Source organism: Pseudomonas sp. BN417 (genome assembly GCF_029871205.1).
Classification (GTDB): domain Bacteria; phylum Pseudomonadota; class Gammaproteobacteria; order Pseudomonadales; family Pseudomonadaceae; genus Metapseudomonas.
Genome location: NZ_SSOJ01000033.1, coordinates 12,612 through 28,688, shown reverse-complemented (window position 1 = coordinate 28,688; position 16,077 = coordinate 12,612). Strand labels below are relative to the sequence as shown.

12 protein-coding genes are annotated in these 16,077 nt (G+C 64.9%); 7 read left to right on the top strand and 5 right to left on the bottom strand.

Annotation, left to right across the window (positions count from 1 at the left end):
• Positions 1–11: 11 nt before the first annotated feature.
• The 3 genes from E8F11_RS02515 to thiI all read right to left on the bottom strand — a co-directional run bounded on the left by E8F11_RS02515 (position 12) and on the right by thiI (position 5,455).
• Positions 12–1,673, bottom strand: coding sequence for a ShlB/FhaC/HecB family hemolysin secretion/activation protein (locus tag E8F11_RS02515; protein WP_280287238.1), 1,662 nt, complete (start codon positions 1,671–1,673; stop codon positions 12–14).
• 380 nt (positions 1,674–2,053) lie between these two features.
• A complete protein-coding gene (gene typA / locus E8F11_RS02510) occupies positions 2,054–3,871 on the bottom strand; it encodes a translational GTPase TypA (RefSeq protein ID WP_280287233.1) in 1,818 nt (605 codons plus the stop codon).
• 129 nt (positions 3,872–4,000) lie between these two features.
• On the bottom strand, positions 4,001–5,455 hold the full coding sequence (gene thiI / locus E8F11_RS02505) for a tRNA uracil 4-sulfurtransferase ThiI (protein ID WP_280287232.1): 1,455 nt from the start codon (positions 5,453–5,455) through the stop codon (positions 4,001–4,003).
• A gap of 331 nt (positions 5,456–5,786) precedes the next feature.
• Between thiI and glnA the strand changes: the two genes are divergently transcribed.
• Entirely contained in the window at positions 5,787–7,190 is a 1,404-nt protein-coding gene (gene glnA / locus E8F11_RS02500; protein ID WP_280287231.1) for a glutamate--ammonia ligase, read from the top strand.
• Positions 7,191–7,396: 206 nt separating this feature from the next.
• On the opposite strand, the gene E8F11_RS02495 is transcribed toward glnA, so the two are convergent.
• Complete coding sequence (locus tag E8F11_RS02495; protein ID WP_280287237.1) at positions 7,397–9,592, bottom strand: mechanosensitive ion channel family protein; 2,196 nt, start codon at positions 9,590–9,592, stop codon at positions 7,397–7,399.
• Positions 9,593–9,951: 359 nt separating this feature from the next.
• Here E8F11_RS02495 and E8F11_RS02490 point away from each other — a divergent pair, with 359 nt between their 5' ends.
• The 5 genes from E8F11_RS02490 (at position 9,952) to E8F11_RS02470 (ending at position 14,375) form a co-directional block, all read left to right on the top strand.
• The gene (locus tag E8F11_RS02490; RefSeq protein ID WP_280287230.1) at positions 9,952–10,506 is read left to right on the top strand and encodes a DUF4124 domain-containing protein; all 555 of its coding nucleotides are present in this window, start codon (positions 9,952–9,954) and stop codon (positions 10,504–10,506) included.
• Positions 10,507–10,509: 3 nt separating this feature from the next.
• Positions 10,510–11,130 carry a DUF4124 domain-containing protein gene (locus E8F11_RS02485; RefSeq protein ID WP_280287229.1) on the top strand — a complete coding sequence of 207 codons (621 nt, stop codon included), beginning with the start codon at positions 10,510–10,512 and terminating at the stop codon, positions 11,128–11,130.
• Positions 11,131–11,404: 274 nt separating this feature from the next.
• The gene (glnL, locus tag E8F11_RS02480; protein WP_280287228.1) at positions 11,405–12,490 is read left to right on the top strand and encodes a nitrogen regulation protein NR(II); all 1,086 of its coding nucleotides are present in this window, start codon (positions 11,405–11,407) and stop codon (positions 12,488–12,490) included.
• Positions 12,487–13,923, top strand: a complete 1,437-nt coding sequence (ntrC, locus tag E8F11_RS02475) for a nitrogen regulation protein NR(I) (RefSeq protein ID WP_280287227.1) — start codon at positions 12,487–12,489, stop codon at positions 13,921–13,923. Before glnL ends, ntrC begins: the two co-directional genes overlap by 4 nt.
• Before the next feature lie 212 nt (positions 13,924–14,135).
• Positions 14,136–14,375 (top strand): hypothetical protein, encoded by a 240-nt coding sequence (locus E8F11_RS02470; RefSeq protein WP_280287226.1) that lies wholly within the window; start codon positions 14,136–14,138, stop codon positions 14,373–14,375.
• Between the two features lie 713 nt (positions 14,376–15,088).
• Here E8F11_RS02470 and E8F11_RS02465 read toward each other — a convergent pair.
• On the bottom strand, positions 15,089–15,529 hold the full coding sequence (locus E8F11_RS02465; RefSeq protein ID WP_280287225.1) for a hypothetical protein: 441 nt from the start codon (positions 15,527–15,529) through the stop codon (positions 15,089–15,091).
• On the opposite strand from E8F11_RS02465, the gene trmL reads away from it, so the two are divergent.
• Entirely contained in the window at positions 15,528–15,989 is a 462-nt protein-coding gene (gene trmL / locus E8F11_RS02460) for a tRNA (uridine(34)/cytosine(34)/5-carboxymethylaminomethyluridine(34)-2'-O)-methyltransferase TrmL (protein WP_280287224.1), read from the top strand. The genes E8F11_RS02465 and trmL overlap by 2 nt on opposite strands.
• Positions 15,990–16,077 lie beyond the last annotated feature (88 nt).

Below are 16,077 nucleotides of genomic sequence, written 5' to 3'. Positions count from 1 at the left end.
TCCTGGCCGACTCAGAAGAAGAGGTCGAAGCGGAAGTAGACGGGCCGTTCCCGACGCTCGATGGCATCCGGCCGTTCCAGGGAATGGGCGAAGGTGAGCGCGGCGGCGAGGTGCCGGCCGCGGGCGCTGAGTTCCAGCCCGTGGCTGCTCAGGCGGCCACTCTGGCCAGGGTTATGGGCATTGCCGTGAATCACGCCGAGGTCGTAAGCCAGCGCCGCGCCGTACTCCTGCAGCCAGGGTCGCAGCGGCTCCCAGGTGACCGCACGGCGCCAGCGCAGCTGGTTGCGCCAGTAGCCGCCGCTGTCGCCGGCCAGGGACTGGTCCTTGAAACCGCGCACCGAGCTGAGGCCACCCAGGCTGATGCGCTGCGGGCTGAACAGTGGATCCTCGCTGCGCTGGCCATAGGCGAGGCTGTCGAAGCTGAGGTTCTCCCCCCAGAGCTGGAAGGGCTGCAGGTAGCTGAGGGTGAGGCTGTACTTGCTGTAGCGCGCCACCGGTTCGCTGCCCCGAGGGTGTCCGGTGCCCTGGGCGTCCAGGGCGCCGATGCCGCGCTGCCAGCCGAGGTCCAGGTTGACGAACGCCGAACCGATGCGGCGGCCGTGGTTGAAGCCGAACTGGGCTTCGCTGAGGCGCTGGCTGGAGGCCTCGATCAGGCTGTCCTCGACGTAGTTGCGGGTGCGCAGGTGGGCCAGGCCGAAACTGGCGGAGGTCTTGCCGACGCTGTCGCGGTGCAGCACGCGCTCGGCGCGCAGCTGATGGTTCTTGCTCTCGCCATCGAGGGCGAAGGCGAAGCCGGGGCTGTCGTTGCGGGTGCGGTAGTAGCTCTGGCTGTAGCTGTAGGAGAGGCTCCACCAGCCGTAGGGGAGGCTGTAGGAGAAGCCCTGGTTGGCCGAATGGCGCCACCGATCGCTGACCGCATCGCCACCGCCGCGCAGGTTGAGCTGGTCGGCGAGGCCCAGGGGGCTGTCCCAGTCGAGACTGACGCCCCATTGCTGCTCGCCGGTGCTGCGCTGGCCGTCGTTGTCGCGGCTGAGGCCGACGCGCCAGGGCTTGGCGGCCTCGCCCTGGAGGCGCACGCGGCTGCCGCCGACCTGTTCGCCGGGCACCAGCTCCAGTTGGGCCGGGCGCGAGGGCAGGCGATTCAGCTGGTCTACCAGTTGTTCCAGTTCGCGAAGGTCGAGCAGGTCGCCAACGCGGCCGGGGAAGGTCATGGCCAGTTCGCGGTCGCTGGCCACGGAGGAGCTGTCGAGCCCCTCCAGCCGCCCCTCGATCACTATTACCTCGAGTTCGCCGTCCGCCAGGTCCTGTTGCGGCAGGTAGGCGCGCGAAGTGACGTACCCCTTGTCGATATAGAACCCGGTGATGGCCTTGAGCAACTCGTTGAGGCCAGCGCTACCCAGGCAACGCCCCTCGAAGGGGGCCAGCAGTTCACGCTGGCGCGGGGCGGGAATGAGATCGGCACCTTGCAGGTGGATGCTGCGTATGTGGAAGCACTGGGCTTCGTCGGTGGGTGCCGACGGCTCGGTCGGCGTGGTTTTCCCGGGCAGTTGCTGCAGTTCGTCGAGACGCCGGCGCTGTTCGTCGAGGAGACGTTCCTGGCGTTCGCGGATCAGCTCGCGGTCACCCGGCGAGACGTCGGCGCCAGCCCATTGCACGATGCCAAGGGTCAGCATGAGCAGTGGGAGAAGGTGGCGTTTCAATGAACGCGCGCTGGGCAATTCCATTGCGTTGGGCCTGGTACGAAAGCAGGCGCCAATGAAAGCAACTGAGCGCAAGGAGGTATGCCAGTGCGCTCTGAACAGTCAGATGGAAATTTCCTGATTGGGTGTATGAAGGGCTTTTGGTGGGCTGAAGCCCACCCTACGCAGCAGACGCCTGACGCCGAGTGAGCCGCAAACTAGGCCTGGTGCGCACAGCGCACCCTACGGACGGCGGACCTGTATGGCCCGGTGTTGGCCGGAAGCCCCTCTCCCTCGCCACGGAGGGGGGGCGGACCAAAGAAAAGGCCCCGCCGGATCGCTCCGGCGGGGCCTTTTTTCACTGCGGTGCCGAGTTACACCTTGGTGCGCTCGTAGCGCTTGCGGTCGTTCTCGTTCAGCATCTTCTTGCGCAGGCGGATCGACTTCGGCGTCACTTCCACCAGCTCGTCGTCGGCGATGAATTCCAGCGCCTGTTCCAGGGTGAAGCGGATCGGCGGAACCAGGGCGATGACTTCGTCCTTGCCGGAAGCGCGCATGTTGTCGAGCTTCTTGCCCTTGGTGGGGTTGATCACCAGGTCGTTGTCACGGCTGTTGATGCCGGCCAGCTGGCCTTCGTAGATCTCGTCGCCTGGGCCGAGGAACAGCTTGCCGCGGCTCTGCAGGGTTTCCAGCGAGTAGGTCAGCGCGGTGCCGGTGGCCATGGAGACCAGTACGCCGTTCTGACGGTTGCTGACTTCGCCGGCCTTGATCGGGCCGTAGTGGCTGAAGGTCGAGGTCAGGATGCCGGTACCCGAGGTCAGGGTCAGGAAGTTGTTACGGAAGCCGATCAGGCCACGCGCCGGGATGGTGTACTCCAGGCGAACGCGGCCCTTGCCGTCCGGGATCATGTTGGTCAGGTCGCCCTTGCGCAGGCCCATCTGCTCCATCACCGAGCCCTGGTGCTGCTCTTCGATGTCGATGGTGACGTTCTCGTAGGGCTCCTGCTTCTCGCCATCCTTCTCGATGATCACCACTTCCGGACGGCCGACGGCCATCTCGAAGCCTTCGCGGCGCATGGTTTCGATCAGTACGGAGAGGTGCAGCTCGCCACGGCCGGAGACCTTGAACTTCTCGGCGGACTCGCCCGCTTCGACACGCAGGGCCACGTTGTGCAGCAGTTCCTTGTCCAGACGGTCTTTGATGTTGCGGCTGGTGACGAACTTGCCTTCCTTGCCGGCGAAGGGCGAGTCGTTGACCTGGAAGGTCATGCTCACGGTCGGCTGGTCAACGGTCAGCGGCGGGCGCGCCTCGACGTTCTGCGGGTCGCACAGGGTGTCGGAGATGAACAGTTCTTCCATGCCGCTGACGCAGACGATGTCGCCGGCTTCAGCGTCGGCCACTTCCACGCGCTGCAGGCCGGAGTGCCCCATGATCTTGAGGATACGGCCGTTGCGGCGGGAGCCGTCGTCGCTCACGGCAACGACCTGGGTGTTGGCCTTGACGCGGCCACGGGCGATACGGCCGATGCCGATCACGCCGAGGAAGCTGTTGTAGTCCAGCTGGGAGATCTGCATCTGGAACGGACCGTCGACGTCCACGTCCGGTACCGGTACGTGGTCGATGATGGCCTGGAACAGGGCGTCCATGTTGTCGTCCATCTTCTCGTGGTCCAGACCGGCGATGCCGTTCAGGGCGCTGGCGTAGACGATCGGGAAGTCGAGTTGCTCGTCGGTGGCGCCGAGGTTGTCGAACAGGTCGAAGATCTGGTCGATGACCCAGTCAGGGCGCGCGCCCGGACGGTCGATCTTGTTCACGACGACGATCGGACGCAGGCCGGCCTTGAAGGCCTTCTGGGTCACGAAGCGGGTCTGCGGCATGGGGCCGTCCTGGGCGTCGACCACCAGCAGCACGGAGTCGACCATCGACATCACGCGCTCCACCTCGCCACCGAAGTCGGCGTGGCCGGGGGTGTCGACGATGTTGATGTTGTAGCCGTTCCACTTGATGGCGGTGTTCTTCGCCAGGATGGTGATGCCGCGCTCTTTTTCCTGCTCGTTGGAGTCCATCACGCGCTCGCTTTCCGCTTCTTTGCGGTCGAGGGTGCCGGAGAGCTTGAGGAGCTTGTCCACCAGGGTGGTCTTGCCATGGTCGACGTGGGCGATGATGGCGATATTGCGGAGTTTTTCGATCACGTTTGTATCTCGATCAGAGGATTCGGTGTGCCGCGCAGTCTAGGTCGCGCATATGAATGAAGTACGTATCAAGCGGCCCGATGGTCGGGAGGGCGATGGCGGATGCTGCCGCCATACAGCCCGGGCTGTTTAGGCCGGACGATAAACGCGCACATTGGCATGCCCCTCGCTGAGCAGGTGATGGGCATGCAGGCGGCTCATCACGCCCTTGTCGCAATACAGGAGGTACTGGCGGTTGGCGTCCAGTTCCTTGAAGCGGTTGTTGACCGCATAGAAAGGCAGGGCCTGGACTTCGATGCCCGGCAGCTCCAGGGGTTCATCTTCCTGAGCGTCGGGATGGCGGATGTCGAGGACGATCTGCCCCGGCAGGGCCTCGCGCACTTCTTCCACGGCCACGTCCTGGCCCAGTTCGTCGATCACCCGGTCGATGGGCACCAGGCGGGCGCGCTCCAGGGCGCGCTCGAGGATGGCCATGTCGAACTGCTCTTCCTCGTGCTCGATGCGGCCGATCTTGGCGCGGGTGGTCGGGTTCACCGAGATCACGCCGCAGTACTCGGGCATGTGTTTGGCGAACTCGGCGGTGCCGATACGGTTGGCGGTGTCGATGATGTCCTGCTTGTGGCTGGCGATCAGCGGACGCAGCACCAGCATGTCGGTGGCCGAATCGATCACCGAGAGGTTGGGCAGGGTCTGGCTGGAGACCTGGGAGATGGCCTCGCCGGTGACCAGCGCATCGATGGTCAGCTTACGCGCCATGTGGGTGGAGGCACGCAGCATCATGCGCTTGAGCACCACGCCCATCTGGCTGTTGTCGACCTTGCTGAGAATCTCGCCCACCACTTCCTCGAAGGGCACGCTGATGAACAGCACGCGCTGTGAACGGCCGAACTTCTCCCACAGGTAGTGGGCGACTTCCATCACGCCCAATTCGTGTGCACGGCCGCCGAGGTTGAAGAAGCAGAAGTGGGTCATCAGGCCGCGGCGCATCATCTGGTAGGCGGCGACGGTGGAGTCGAAGCCACCGGACATCAGCACCAGGGTCTGCTCCAGGGAGCCCAGCGGGTAGCCGCCGATGCCGTCGTGCTGGTGGTGGATGACGAACAGGCGCTGGTCGCGCACCTCCATCCGCACTTCCACTTCGGGGTTCTTCAGCGAGATGCCGGCGGCGTTGCACTCCTGGCGCAAGCGGCTGCCGACATGGCGTTCCAGCTCCATGGAAGTGAATTCATGCTTGCCGGCACGCTTGCAGCGCACGGCGAAGATCTTGCCGGGGATCTGGTCGGCGTAGTGCAGCTTGCACTTTTCCAGCACATCGTCGAAGTCACCCAGGGGATACTCGTGCACTTCGAGGAAGTGGGTGATGCCGGGGGTGCAGGTCAGCCGCTCGATCATCTCGCGCAGCAGCTTCGGCTCGGTCTGGCGAGTCTGGACTTCAAGGTTGTCCCAAACGCCGGTCACCTCGAGCTCCGGGTCCAGGTCTTTCAGGACCGCGCGGATGTTCTTCGAGAGCTGGCGGATGAAATGCTTGCGCACTGGCCGGCTCTTGATGGTGATTTCCGGGAAGACTTTGACGATGAGTTTCATGAAAACAGCGCTTGCGACAGCGGCCGAAAAAGAGGGGCGCGGATTATAGCGGAAATTGTTCAAGGTTTGACCAAAATCATTCAGCAAAGCTTGCGACGCACCAAAATGGATCACACGCACCACGACAGGCACGAAAACGGTGCGCAAAACTGCGCACAATCAGAGCGAAGCCCCCGCCAGGCGCGAGTTTTGAGGCTCCTGTCCATTCCGGGGCACTGGCACGCAATTTGCTCCCTTGTGAGGCAGGTCGCCCTGGCGGACTATCCCGCTCCGGCTTCAGCCCGAATTTCTGGGAGGCAAGGTTTCTGCCCCCAACCACCTGGAGGACAACATGTCGAAGTCGCTTCAACTGATTAAAGAACACGACGTGAAGTGGATTGATCTGCGCTTCACCGACACCAAAGGCAAGCAGCAGCACGTGACCATGCCGGCCCGTGACGCCGATGACGAATTCTTCGAACACGGCAAGATGTTCGACGGTTCCTCCATCGAAGGTTGGAAAGGCATCGAAGCCTCCGACATGATCCTGCTGCCGGACGACAGCACCGCCGTGCTCGACCCGTTCACCGAAGAGCCGACCCTGATCCTGGTCTGCGACATCATCGAGCCGAGCACCATGCAAGGCTACGACCGCGACCCGCGCGCCATCGCCCGTCGCGCCGAAGAGTTCCTGAAGACCACCGGTATCGGTGACACCGTGTTCGTAGGCCCGGAGCCGGAGTTCTTCATCTTCGACGAAGTGAAGTTCAAGTCCGACATCTCCGGCTCCATGTTCAAGATCTTCTCCGAGCAGGCTTCCTGGAACACCGACGCTGACATCGAAGGCGGCAACAAGGGCCACCGTCCGGGCGTCAAAGGCGGCTACTTCCCGGTACCGCCGGTCGACCACGACCACGAAATCCGTACCGCCATGTGCAACGCCCTGGAAGAAATGGGCCTGGTCGTGGAAGTTCACCACCACGAAGTGGCGACTGCCGGCCAGAACGAGATCGGTGTGAAGTTCAACACCCTGGTCGCCAAGGCTGACGAAGTCCAGACCCTGAAGTACTGCGTGCACAACGTGGCTGACGCCTACGGCAAGACCGTGACCTTCATGCCCAAGCCCCTGTACGGCGACAACGGCTCGGGCATGCACGTTCACATGTCCATCTCCAAGGATGGCAAGAACACCTTCGCTGGCGAAGGCTATGCCGGCCTGTCCGATACCGCCCTGTACTTCATCGGCGGCATCATCAAGCACGGTAAGGCCCTGAACGGCTTCACCAACCCGGCCACCAACTCCTACAAGCGTCTGGTTCCCGGCTTCGAAGCCCCGGTAATGCTGGCCTACTCCGCCCGCAACCGTTCCGCCTCGATCCGTATCCCGTACGTGAACAGCCCGAAAGCCCGCCGCATCGAAGCGCGCTTCCCGGACCCGGCTGCCAACCCCTACCTGTGCTTCGCAGCTCTGCTGATGGCCGGTCTGGACGGCATCCAGAACAAGATCCACCCCGGCGATGCCGCCGACAAGAACCTGTACGACCTGCCGCCGGAAGAGGCGAAAGAGATCCCGCAGGTTTGCGGCAGCCTGAAAGAGGCGCTGGAAGAACTGGACAAGGGCCGCGCGTTCCTGACCAAGGGCGGCGTGTTCAGCGACGACTTCATCGATGCCTACATCGAGCTGAAGAGCGAAGAAGAAATCAAGGTGCGCACCTTCGTGCACCCGCTGGAATACGACCTGTACTACAGCGTCTGATCCACGAATACCTATAAACAGCGTCAACATTAAGGCCTCCTTCGGGAGGCCTTTTTTATTGCGAACCCTGCAGCGGCCTCGCTTTTCCTGTGGGGGCGAATTCATTCGCTGGGGGCTGCGCAGCAGCCCCTGCAATGTCGACGCGTAGACCTGCGGTCTACATAGCGAATGAATTCGCCCCCACAATAATTCGTCCCGCCCCGCCGCTAGATCCCGCCATCCGCCGGCACGCCCAGTCCCTGCGCAGGCTCACTGTCCGGCCTGCGCGCCCGGGTCAGCTGCACGTTCAGGCGCGGCATCGCCAGCTCCAGCCCGGTCTGGTCGAGGCGGCGGCGCAGGCGCAGGTTGAACGCCCGCTGCACTTCCCACTGCTTGATCGGCGCGGTCTTGAAGCGGAAACGCAGGATCGCCTGGCCGTTGTCGAAGCTCTCCACCCCCTGCATCTCCAGCGGCGACCACAGGCTGCGGTAGACCGCCGGGTCGCTGCGCAGCTCCTTGGCCACCTCCTGCACCAGCGCCAGGGCATCGTCGATCGGCATGCTCGCCGGCACCGGCCAGCGGAACATGGCGTAGCCGAACTGCCGCGAGTAGTTCTTGATGCTCTTGATCTCGCTGAACGGGATGGTGTGCACCACCCCGTCCAGGTCGCGCAGGCGCACGGTGCGGATGGTCAGGCCCTCCACCGTCCCCAGATGGCCGCCGACGTCGACGTAATCGTCGATCGACAGCGAGTCCTCGATGATGATGAACAGGCCGGTGATCAGGTCCGCCACCAGCGACTGGGCGCCGAAGCCGATGGCCAGGCCGATGACGCCGGCGCCGGCGAGCAGCGGCGTGACGTTCATGCCCATGTTGGCCAGGGCGACGATCAGGGCGATCACCGCGATGGTGACGAAGAGCACGTTGCGGATCAGCGGCAGCATGGTCAGCGCGCGGGTGTTGCCGCGGTTGCGGCCACTGACGCCCAGGCTGTGCTGCACCGCCGTGTCGCTGAGGATCCACACCAGCCAGGCCACCAGCAGGGTGGTGCCGAAGCTCACCACCTTGATGCTGATCTGCTCGCCATCACCCTCGGCATAACGGATCAGCGACATGCCCCAGACCCGCAGCCCCACCTCGACAAAGAACAGCACCATGAACAGGTGCACCAGGGTGAAGCCGAAGCTCTGCAACTGCTCGATATAGGGGGCGCTGCGCCGTGGCCCCTCGCCGATCCGCCCGGAGCGGCGGCGGATCAGGCCGATCACGGTCATGGCCACCACCGCCAGCACCGCCGAGAGCAGCGCGCGGCGCAGGGCCGAGTTGCTGTCGCCGGCGGAAACGAAGGTGGCGAACATCGAAGTGCCCACCAGCAGCAGCACCGGCACGAACCACAGGGTGCCGACCAGCTGCACCAGGTCGTGCAGACTGCGGCGCTTGAGGCGCAACTCCAGCGGCTGGTTGCGGATCAGGTGGGCGATGGGCCGGCGGAAGCGCAAGACGAACAGTGCCGTGAACAGGGCCGCGCTGCCGTTGGCCAGGGTGCTCAGGCAGATTGCGGTGTGCTCGCCGAGGCCGGCGATCAGCCTCGGGTCGTGGGCCGTCTCGCCCAGGGCCGCCAGGCTGCCGATCAGCCACAGCGGACGAAAGGCCTGGCGCCGCAAGATATCCAGTGCCCGCTGGCGGTGCGGCCCTCCCACGAGCGACAGGCAGATCACGCAGAGCGCGGAGAACAGCGTGCCGGATACCAGCACGTAGGCCATCACCATCGCCAGGGTCTTGCTCAGGGAGCTGGGCAGCACCACCGAGAGATAGAGAGTAATCAGGAAGGCGATCAGCCAGGGCCCCAGCTTGCGCAGGGCGAACAGCACCAGGTCGCGGGTCTTGGGGTTGTGCGGCAATTCCGCCGACAGGCCGAAGCGCTCGCGCATGCGCCGCCCCAGCCAGAGCAGGGCCGAAGCCAGACAGGCCCAGAGCAGGATGACCACGGAGAAGTCGAAGACGATCGCCGGCAGCTCGCGCCAGGCCGGCATACGTTCCTCCAGCTCGGCGTGGGCCAGCTGGAACTGCCGGCCCCACAGTCGCAGCGGACTGTTTTCGCCCTGGAAACGTTTCTCCAGGCCGCCGAGGGTATCGCCGATCAGCGCCAGCACGCTGCCGTCTTCCTCCTTGCCCTTCTGGGTAACCTCGCGCATCTGCTTCAGTTTCTTCAGCAGGTCGGCGCGCTGCTGGTCATTCTCCAGGGTCTGGATCACCTGGTTGAGCGACTGCTCGAGCTGGGCGCTGCTGATCTGCTCACCGCCAGAGGAACTCCCCGCCAGCGGATTGGGCAGCGCCGCCCGGCTCTGCGGTGCACAGAACAGGCCGAGGAGCAGGCAAAGCAGCAGCGGGACAATGAAACGAAGGGCAGGCAAGGGCAGCATCGGCACGAGAGGGACATTCCCTGAAAACAAGATGGACCGCAGCATCATACAAAAGCCGGCGGTCCGAGCCTCCAGTCGGGGCAATCGCCTACAGAGGTTGCGGCAATCTTGGGAGGCGGTTTTCATGCCGGCTCCGCAGAGGCTGCTTTTTCTGTGGGGGCGATTTCAATCGCAAAGCAGGCCGAAGGCCTGCCCTGCCGGGCTCCAACGGGTCTGCTTCGCAGCCCTTGGCGAATGAATTCGCCCCGCAAGAAACAGTCGGCCTTTGTTGCTCAGCCGCACAACCAGGCCATGCCACTCTTGCCAGCCAATCCCGCCAGTGCAAGGCTTAGCGACATTGCATGAACGGAGCTCGCGCCATGCGTCCCCTGCTCGCCGGCCTGCTGCTGGCACTGGCCCTGCCAGCCACCGCACAGATCTACAAATACACCGACGCCAACGGCAACACGGTGTTCACCAACCAGCCACCGGACGGTGCCGCCAGCGAGAAGGTGGAGCTGCCCCCGACCAATGCGATCCAGGTGCAGCCGCCCAGTGCCCCGGCCAGCGATCCGGCCAGCACCGAACTCGAGGCCGTCTACCAGGTGCTGGAACTGACCGATATCCCCAACGCGGAAGCCCTGCGCGCCAACAATGGCACCTTCAGCGTCAGCGTGCGCCTGGAGCCGCGCCTGCAGCCCGGCCACAGCCTGCGCCTGCGCCTGGACGGCCAACCCTATGGCCAGGCCGTCAACGTGCCGCGCCTGCAATTGGTGAATGTCGACCGCGGCGAGCACAGCCTGGCGGTAGATGTGCTAGCAGGCACCAAAGTGGTGCAGAGCAGTGCCCCCGTCAGCTTCACCGTCCAGCGGGTCAACACCAGCAGCCCGGCACTGCGCCCGCCGCCCGCCCCAACACCCCGCCCCAGCAACTGACCGATGACCCGATTCCTGCTCCTCGCCCTGCTCTTCCTGGGCCAGCCCGTGCTGGCCGAGGTCTATACCTACATCGACGACGAGGGTAACCGCGTCTTCACCGACCGCCCCAAGGCCGGGAATGCCAAGCGCCTGGAGCTGGTGCCCTCCAACGCCATGGACAGGCCGGCGCCGATCCAGCCACCGCCCCTCTACCAGGCGCCCATCCCCCGCGAACAGGGCTACCAGGTGCTGCGCATCCTGGTGCCCGAGCCCGACGCCACCATTCGCGATATGGAGGGCAACCTGATCGTCAGCGCCATGAGCGAGCCGGGCCTGCGCGCCAACCACAGCTATCGCCTGGTTCTGGACGGCCAGCCCGTGGCCGAGCCGGGCCGCAGCCCGGTGTTCCCGCTGCAGAACCTGGACCGGGGCACCCACCAGCTGGCGGTGGAAATCATCGACGAGCAGGGCCGCATGGTTGAGCGCACCCCGAGCCAGCCCGTGCACATCATGCGCACCTCCCTGGCGCAGAAGCGCCAGGCCCGCCCCTGCAAGAAGCGCGACTACGGCGTGCGCCCGGAATGCCCGCTGAAGGACAAGCCCAAGGAAGAGAAAGACATCCCGTACGTGCCGTTCATCTGAACAGCGGGACGGCAAGACCCGGCGATGTCCGCATGGACATCGCTGCGCGCGCGGAACGCCACCCGTTCCATCCTGCGAAGTTCGTCTCTCCGCGCACCGTTTCGGTGCAACACCCTGCACCGCTTTCTATACTCTCCCCATTTTGGTTCGTCCGCGGCCGGACGATCTGCTCTGAAAAGCGGCCCGGGCCGGCAGAAACCCTGTTTTCCCGCGTCTTTTCAGGGCTTTGGTTTGCTTCTTGCATTTTCCAGTCATCGCCCCGAGCGCCGAAGCCATGACCATAAACGACGCGATCCACCGACTGCTGCTGGATAACCTGACCACGGCGGTGATCCTGCTCAACGCCGACCTGCGCCTCGAGTACATGAACCCGGCGGCGGAGATGCTCCTGGCCGTCAGCGGCCAGCGCAGCCACGGCCAGTTCATCAGCGAGCTGTTCACCGAATCGCCCGAGGCCCTGGCCTCCCTGCGCCAGGCCGTGGAACAGGCGCACCCCTTCACCAAGCGCGAAGCCATGGTCACCTCGCTGTCCGGCCAGACCCTGACCGTCGACTACGCCGTGACCCCCGTACTGCACCGCGGCGAAACCCTGCTGCTGCTGGAAGTGCACCCGCGTGACCGGCTGCTGCGGATCACCAAGGAAGAGGCCCAACTGTCCAAGCAGGAAACCACCAAATTGCTGGTGCGCGGCCTGGCCCACGAGATCAAGAACCCCCTCGGCGGCATTCGCGGCGCCGCCCAGCTGCTCTCCCGCGAGCTGCCGGAAGAGCACCTGAAGGACTACACCAACGTCATCATCGAAGAGGCCGACCGCCTGCGGAACCTGGTGGACCGCATGCTCGGCTCGAACAAGCTGCCGTCGCTGGCGATGACCAACATCCACGAAGTGCTGGAGCGCGTCTGCAGCCTGGTGGACGCCGAAAGCCAGGGCTGCATCAACCTGGTGCGCGACTACGACCCGAGCATCCCCGATGTCTTCATCGACAAGGAGCAGATGATCCAGGCCGTGCTCAACATAGTGCGCAACGCCATGCAGGCCATCTCCGCGCAGAACGAGCTGCGTCTTGGCCGCATCACCCTGCGCTCGCGCACCCTGCGCCAGTTCACCATCGGCCATACCCGCCATCGCCTGGTGACCAAGGTGGAAATCATCGACAACGGCCCGGGCATCCCGGCCGAGCTCCAGGAAACCATCTTCTACCCCATGGTCAGCGGCCGCCCGGACGGTACCGGGCTGGGACTGGCCATCGCCCAGAACATCATCAGTCAGCACCAGGGCCTGATCGAGTGCGAGAGCCATCCCGGCCATACCGTCTTCTCGATCTTCCTGCCGCTGGAACAAGGAGCTTCCTCGTCATGAGCCGTAGTGAAACCGTCTGGATCGTCGACGACGACCGTTCCATCCGCTGGGTCCTGGAGAAGGCCCTGCAACAGGAAGGCATGACCACCCAGAGCTTCGAGAGCGCCGACAGCCTGCTCGCCCGCCTTACCCGACAGCAGCCGGACGTGATCATCTCCGATATCCGCATGCCGGGCGCCAGCGGCCTGGACCTGCTGGCACGGATCCGCGAGCTGCACCCGCGCCTGCCGGTCATCATCATGACCGCCCATTCCGACCTGGACAGCGCGGTGGCCTCCTACCAGGGCGGCGCCTTCGAGTACCTGCCCAAGCCCTTCGACGTCGACGAAGCCGTGTCGCTGGTCAAGCGCGCCTTCCAGCACGCCCAGGAACAGCAAGGCCTGGAAGCGCCCGTGGCCCAGACCCGCACCCCGGAGATCATCGGCGAAGCGCCGGCCATGCAGGAGGTGTTCCGCGCCATCGGCCGCCTCAGCCACTCCAACATCACGGTGCTGATCAACGGCGAATCCGGCACCGGCAAGGAGCTGGTGGCCCACGCCCTGCACCGCCACAGCCCGCGCGCCGCCTCGCCATTCATCGCGCTGAACATGGCCGCGATCCCCAAGGACCTGATGGAGTCCGAGCTGTTCGGCCATGAGAAAGGTGCCTTCACCGGCGCCGCCAACCAGCGCCGCGGCCGCTTCGAGCAGGCCGACGGCGGCACCCTGTTCCTCGACGAGATCGGCGACATGCCGGCCGACACCCAGACCCGCCTGCTGCGCGTACTGGCCGACGGCGAGTTCTACCGGGTCGGCGGCCACACCCCGGTGAAGGTGGACGTGCGCATCATCGCCGCCACCCACCAGAACCTGGAAAACCTGGTGCAGGCCGGCAAGTTCCGCGAAGACCTGTTCCACCGCCTGAACGTGATCCGCATCCACATTCCGCGCCTGGCCGACCGCCGCGAGGACATCCCGGCGCTGGCCCGGCACTTCCTCGCCCGCGCCGCCCAGGAGCTGGCGGTCGAACCCAAGCTGCTGAAGAACGAAACCGAGGACTACCTCAGAAACCTGCCCTGGCCGGGCAATGTGCGCCAGATGGAGAACACCTGCCGCTGGATCACCGTAATGGCCTCGGGCCGCGAGGTGCACGTCGACGACCTGCCACCGGAACTGCTCACCCAGCCCCAGGACACCGCTCCGGTGACCAACTGGGAGCAGGCACTGCGCCAATGGGCCGACCAGGCCCTGGCGCGCGGCCAGTCCAGCCTGCTGGACAGCGCCGTGCCCTCCTTCGAGCGGATCATGATCGAGACCGCCCTCAAGCACACCGCCGGCCGCCGCCGGGACGCCGCCGTACTCCTGGGCTGGGGCCGCAACACCCTGACCCGCAAGATCAAGGAGCTGGGCATGAAAGTGGAAGGCGGCGACGACGACGACAACGACGTGGGCTGAATCCGAGCCCGGCGGGGCGCAATAGCGCCTCGCACCTCCCCTTCTCCCACGCCCGCCGTGAACTCTCCATCACGGCTTCAGCCCCGCCCCATCACACCCCTGCACCATTGCCAGCAATTCAATGCGAAAAGTCTGATTTCCGCGGGGTTCATGGACCGCGGCGAAGCATGGCGAGATGCTGTCCGGACCAGAATCAGAGGCAGGAAGTAGCCATGCAGTTTCATATGGGTATTCGTAAGGAAGGGGACGTACTCAGACTCAAGGCCATGGAAGGCTACAGCGATGCCGAGCTGATCCGGATGCTGCGTACAGCCGGTATCGAGATAGTGGTCGGACCGATGGACGGTGGCCGATCTCGAATCGGCGTCCGGGCGCCGAGGAGCCTATCGTTCAAGGTGGAGAGACTCAGGAATTGCAAATCCACTGAATCCTTTCTCCTCCCGACCCTTTAACCCCTTCACGAACCCCGCTCTGGCGGGGTTTTTTCTTTCAGCCGCAATGCTCCCGACCAGGGAAAAAAGGACCACCCCTGGTGCCTCTGGAGGCGCACCGCCTCAAAAAAGTGCTTCACGAGACTCTGCCTCCAGCCGCGAAATCCTCCTGCCGCAACCTTGGAAGGCACTCCACCGCCTCGGATAAAGCCAGCAATGACGGGGCCTCCAGGCAGGCATGCGGAATTTCCTCGGGTGCCTCATGAAAACTGGCACGCCCTCTGCAACAGACCATGTAACAGCGGTTTTGGGGCCCCTGGTACAGGCAGGCCAGGGAATCCCCACTCTTATGACAGGCAGGCTGACCTCCAGCCGCCACGGCTCCAGAAGGGCCGGATGCAAGACAGCGTCGCCCCAGGGGCGACCAGGTTTCAGGGGGCCTTGGTACAGGCAGGCCGGGGAATCCCCTCTTTTATCCACAGGCGTGCTGGCTTCCAGCCGCCAGGGTTCCAGCGGAGCCCAGCGCAGGACAGCGTCGCCAGCCAGAGCGGGCGACCACCCTTCAGGGGGCCTTGGTACAGGCAGGCCGGGGATTCCCCTCTTTTATCCACAGGCGTGCTGGCTTCCAGCCGCCGGGGTTCCAGCGGAACCCAGCGCAGGACAGCGTCGCCGGCCAGAGCGGGTGACCACCCTTCAGGGGGCCTTGGTACAGGCAGGCCGAGGATTCCCCTCTCTTATTCGGCGCGCAGGCTGATCTCCAGCCGCCAGTGCCCATCCGCTGCGGCACCCTTCCATTCACCGCGCAAGGGCCGCGCCGCGACGAAACGCAGCATCACCCCCTCGGTCGCCCGCTGCACCCGCCAGCTCACCGGCGCCGAGTCCAACGTCAGCTGCCCCCGCGCCGCCGGACCAAAGGCGCCCAGCACCAGCGCATAGGCTCCTTCCAATTCTTCGACGCGCACCTTCGGCTCATGGTCGAACCAGAGCGCGAGGCCACCCTGGCGCACCTCGATGCGTTGCAGGTGCACCGGCTCGGGCTCCGTCAGGCGGCCGATCATCAACCCCAGCAACAGGCCCAGCAGCGCCAGGGAGAACAAAAAGCGCGGCCACAGGCTCGGTCGTGGATCATCATCGGGAGTAGAATGCCGCCCGTCTTCGGGCTCGGGACCAGCCATGTTTCACGTCATCCTGTTTCAACCGGAAATTCCGCCGAATACCGGCAACATTATCAGGCTGTGCGCCAACTCCGGCTGCCATCTGCACCTGATCGAACCGCTCGGGTTCGAACTGGACGACAAGCGCCTGCGCCGCGCGGGACTGGACTACCACGAGTACGCCACCCTCAAGCGCTACAGCGACCTGGAAAGCTGCCTGGAAGCCCTGGGCCACCCACGCGTGTTCGCCTTCACCACCAAAGGTACCCGGCTGTTCCACGAAGTGGCCTACCAGAAGGGCGACGCCTTCCTCTTCGGCCCGGAAAGCCGCGGCCTGCCCCAGGAAATCCGGGAAAGCCTGCCCCCCGAACAGCGCCTGCGCCTGCCGATGCGCCCCAACTGCCGAAGCCTGAACCTGTCCAACACCGTGGCCGTGGCGGTGTACGAGGCCTGGCGGCAGCAGGGGTTCAGCCTCGATTGAGCGAACGCCGTTTTTCTGTGGGGGCGAATTCATTCGCTAAGCAACCCGCAGGGCTGCCCTTGAGGCCTCTGGGACCGCTTCGCGGCCC

What these genes read in the sequence shown, in the direction of transcription:
- glnA (WP_280287231.1), top strand. Translation starts at nt 5,787, where the DNA reads ATGTCGAAGTCGCTTCAACTGATTAAAGAACACGACGTGAAGTGGATT.
- E8F11_RS02485 (WP_280287229.1), top strand. Translation starts at nt 10,510, where the DNA reads ATGACCCGATTCCTGCTCCTCGCCCTGCTCTTCCTGGGCCAGCCCGTG.
- E8F11_RS02495 (WP_280287237.1), bottom strand. Translation starts at nt 9,592, where the DNA reads ATGCTGCCCTTGCCTGCCCTTCGTTTCATTGTCCCGCTGCTGCTTTGC.
- E8F11_RS02515 (WP_280287238.1), bottom strand. Translation starts at nt 1,673, where the DNA reads ATGCTGACCCTTGGCATCGTGCAATGGGCTGGCGCCGACGTCTCGCCG.
- glnL (WP_280287228.1), top strand. Translation starts at nt 11,405, where the DNA reads ATGACCATAAACGACGCGATCCACCGACTGCTGCTGGATAACCTGACC.
- trmL (WP_280287224.1), top strand. Translation starts at nt 15,528, where the DNA reads ATGTTTCACGTCATCCTGTTTCAACCGGAAATTCCGCCGAATACCGGC.
- E8F11_RS02465 (WP_280287225.1), bottom strand. Translation starts at nt 15,529, where the DNA reads ATGGCTGGTCCCGAGCCCGAAGACGGGCGGCATTCTACTCCCGATGAT.
- E8F11_RS02470 (WP_280287226.1), top strand. Translation starts at nt 14,136, where the DNA reads ATGCAGTTTCATATGGGTATTCGTAAGGAAGGGGACGTACTCAGACTC.
- thiI (WP_280287232.1), bottom strand. Translation starts at nt 5,455, where the DNA reads ATGAAACTCATCGTCAAAGTCTTCCCGGAAATCACCATCAAGAGCCGG.
- E8F11_RS02490 (WP_280287230.1), top strand. Translation starts at nt 9,952, where the DNA reads ATGCGTCCCCTGCTCGCCGGCCTGCTGCTGGCACTGGCCCTGCCAGCC.
- ntrC (WP_280287227.1), top strand. Translation starts at nt 12,487, where the DNA reads ATGAGCCGTAGTGAAACCGTCTGGATCGTCGACGACGACCGTTCCATC.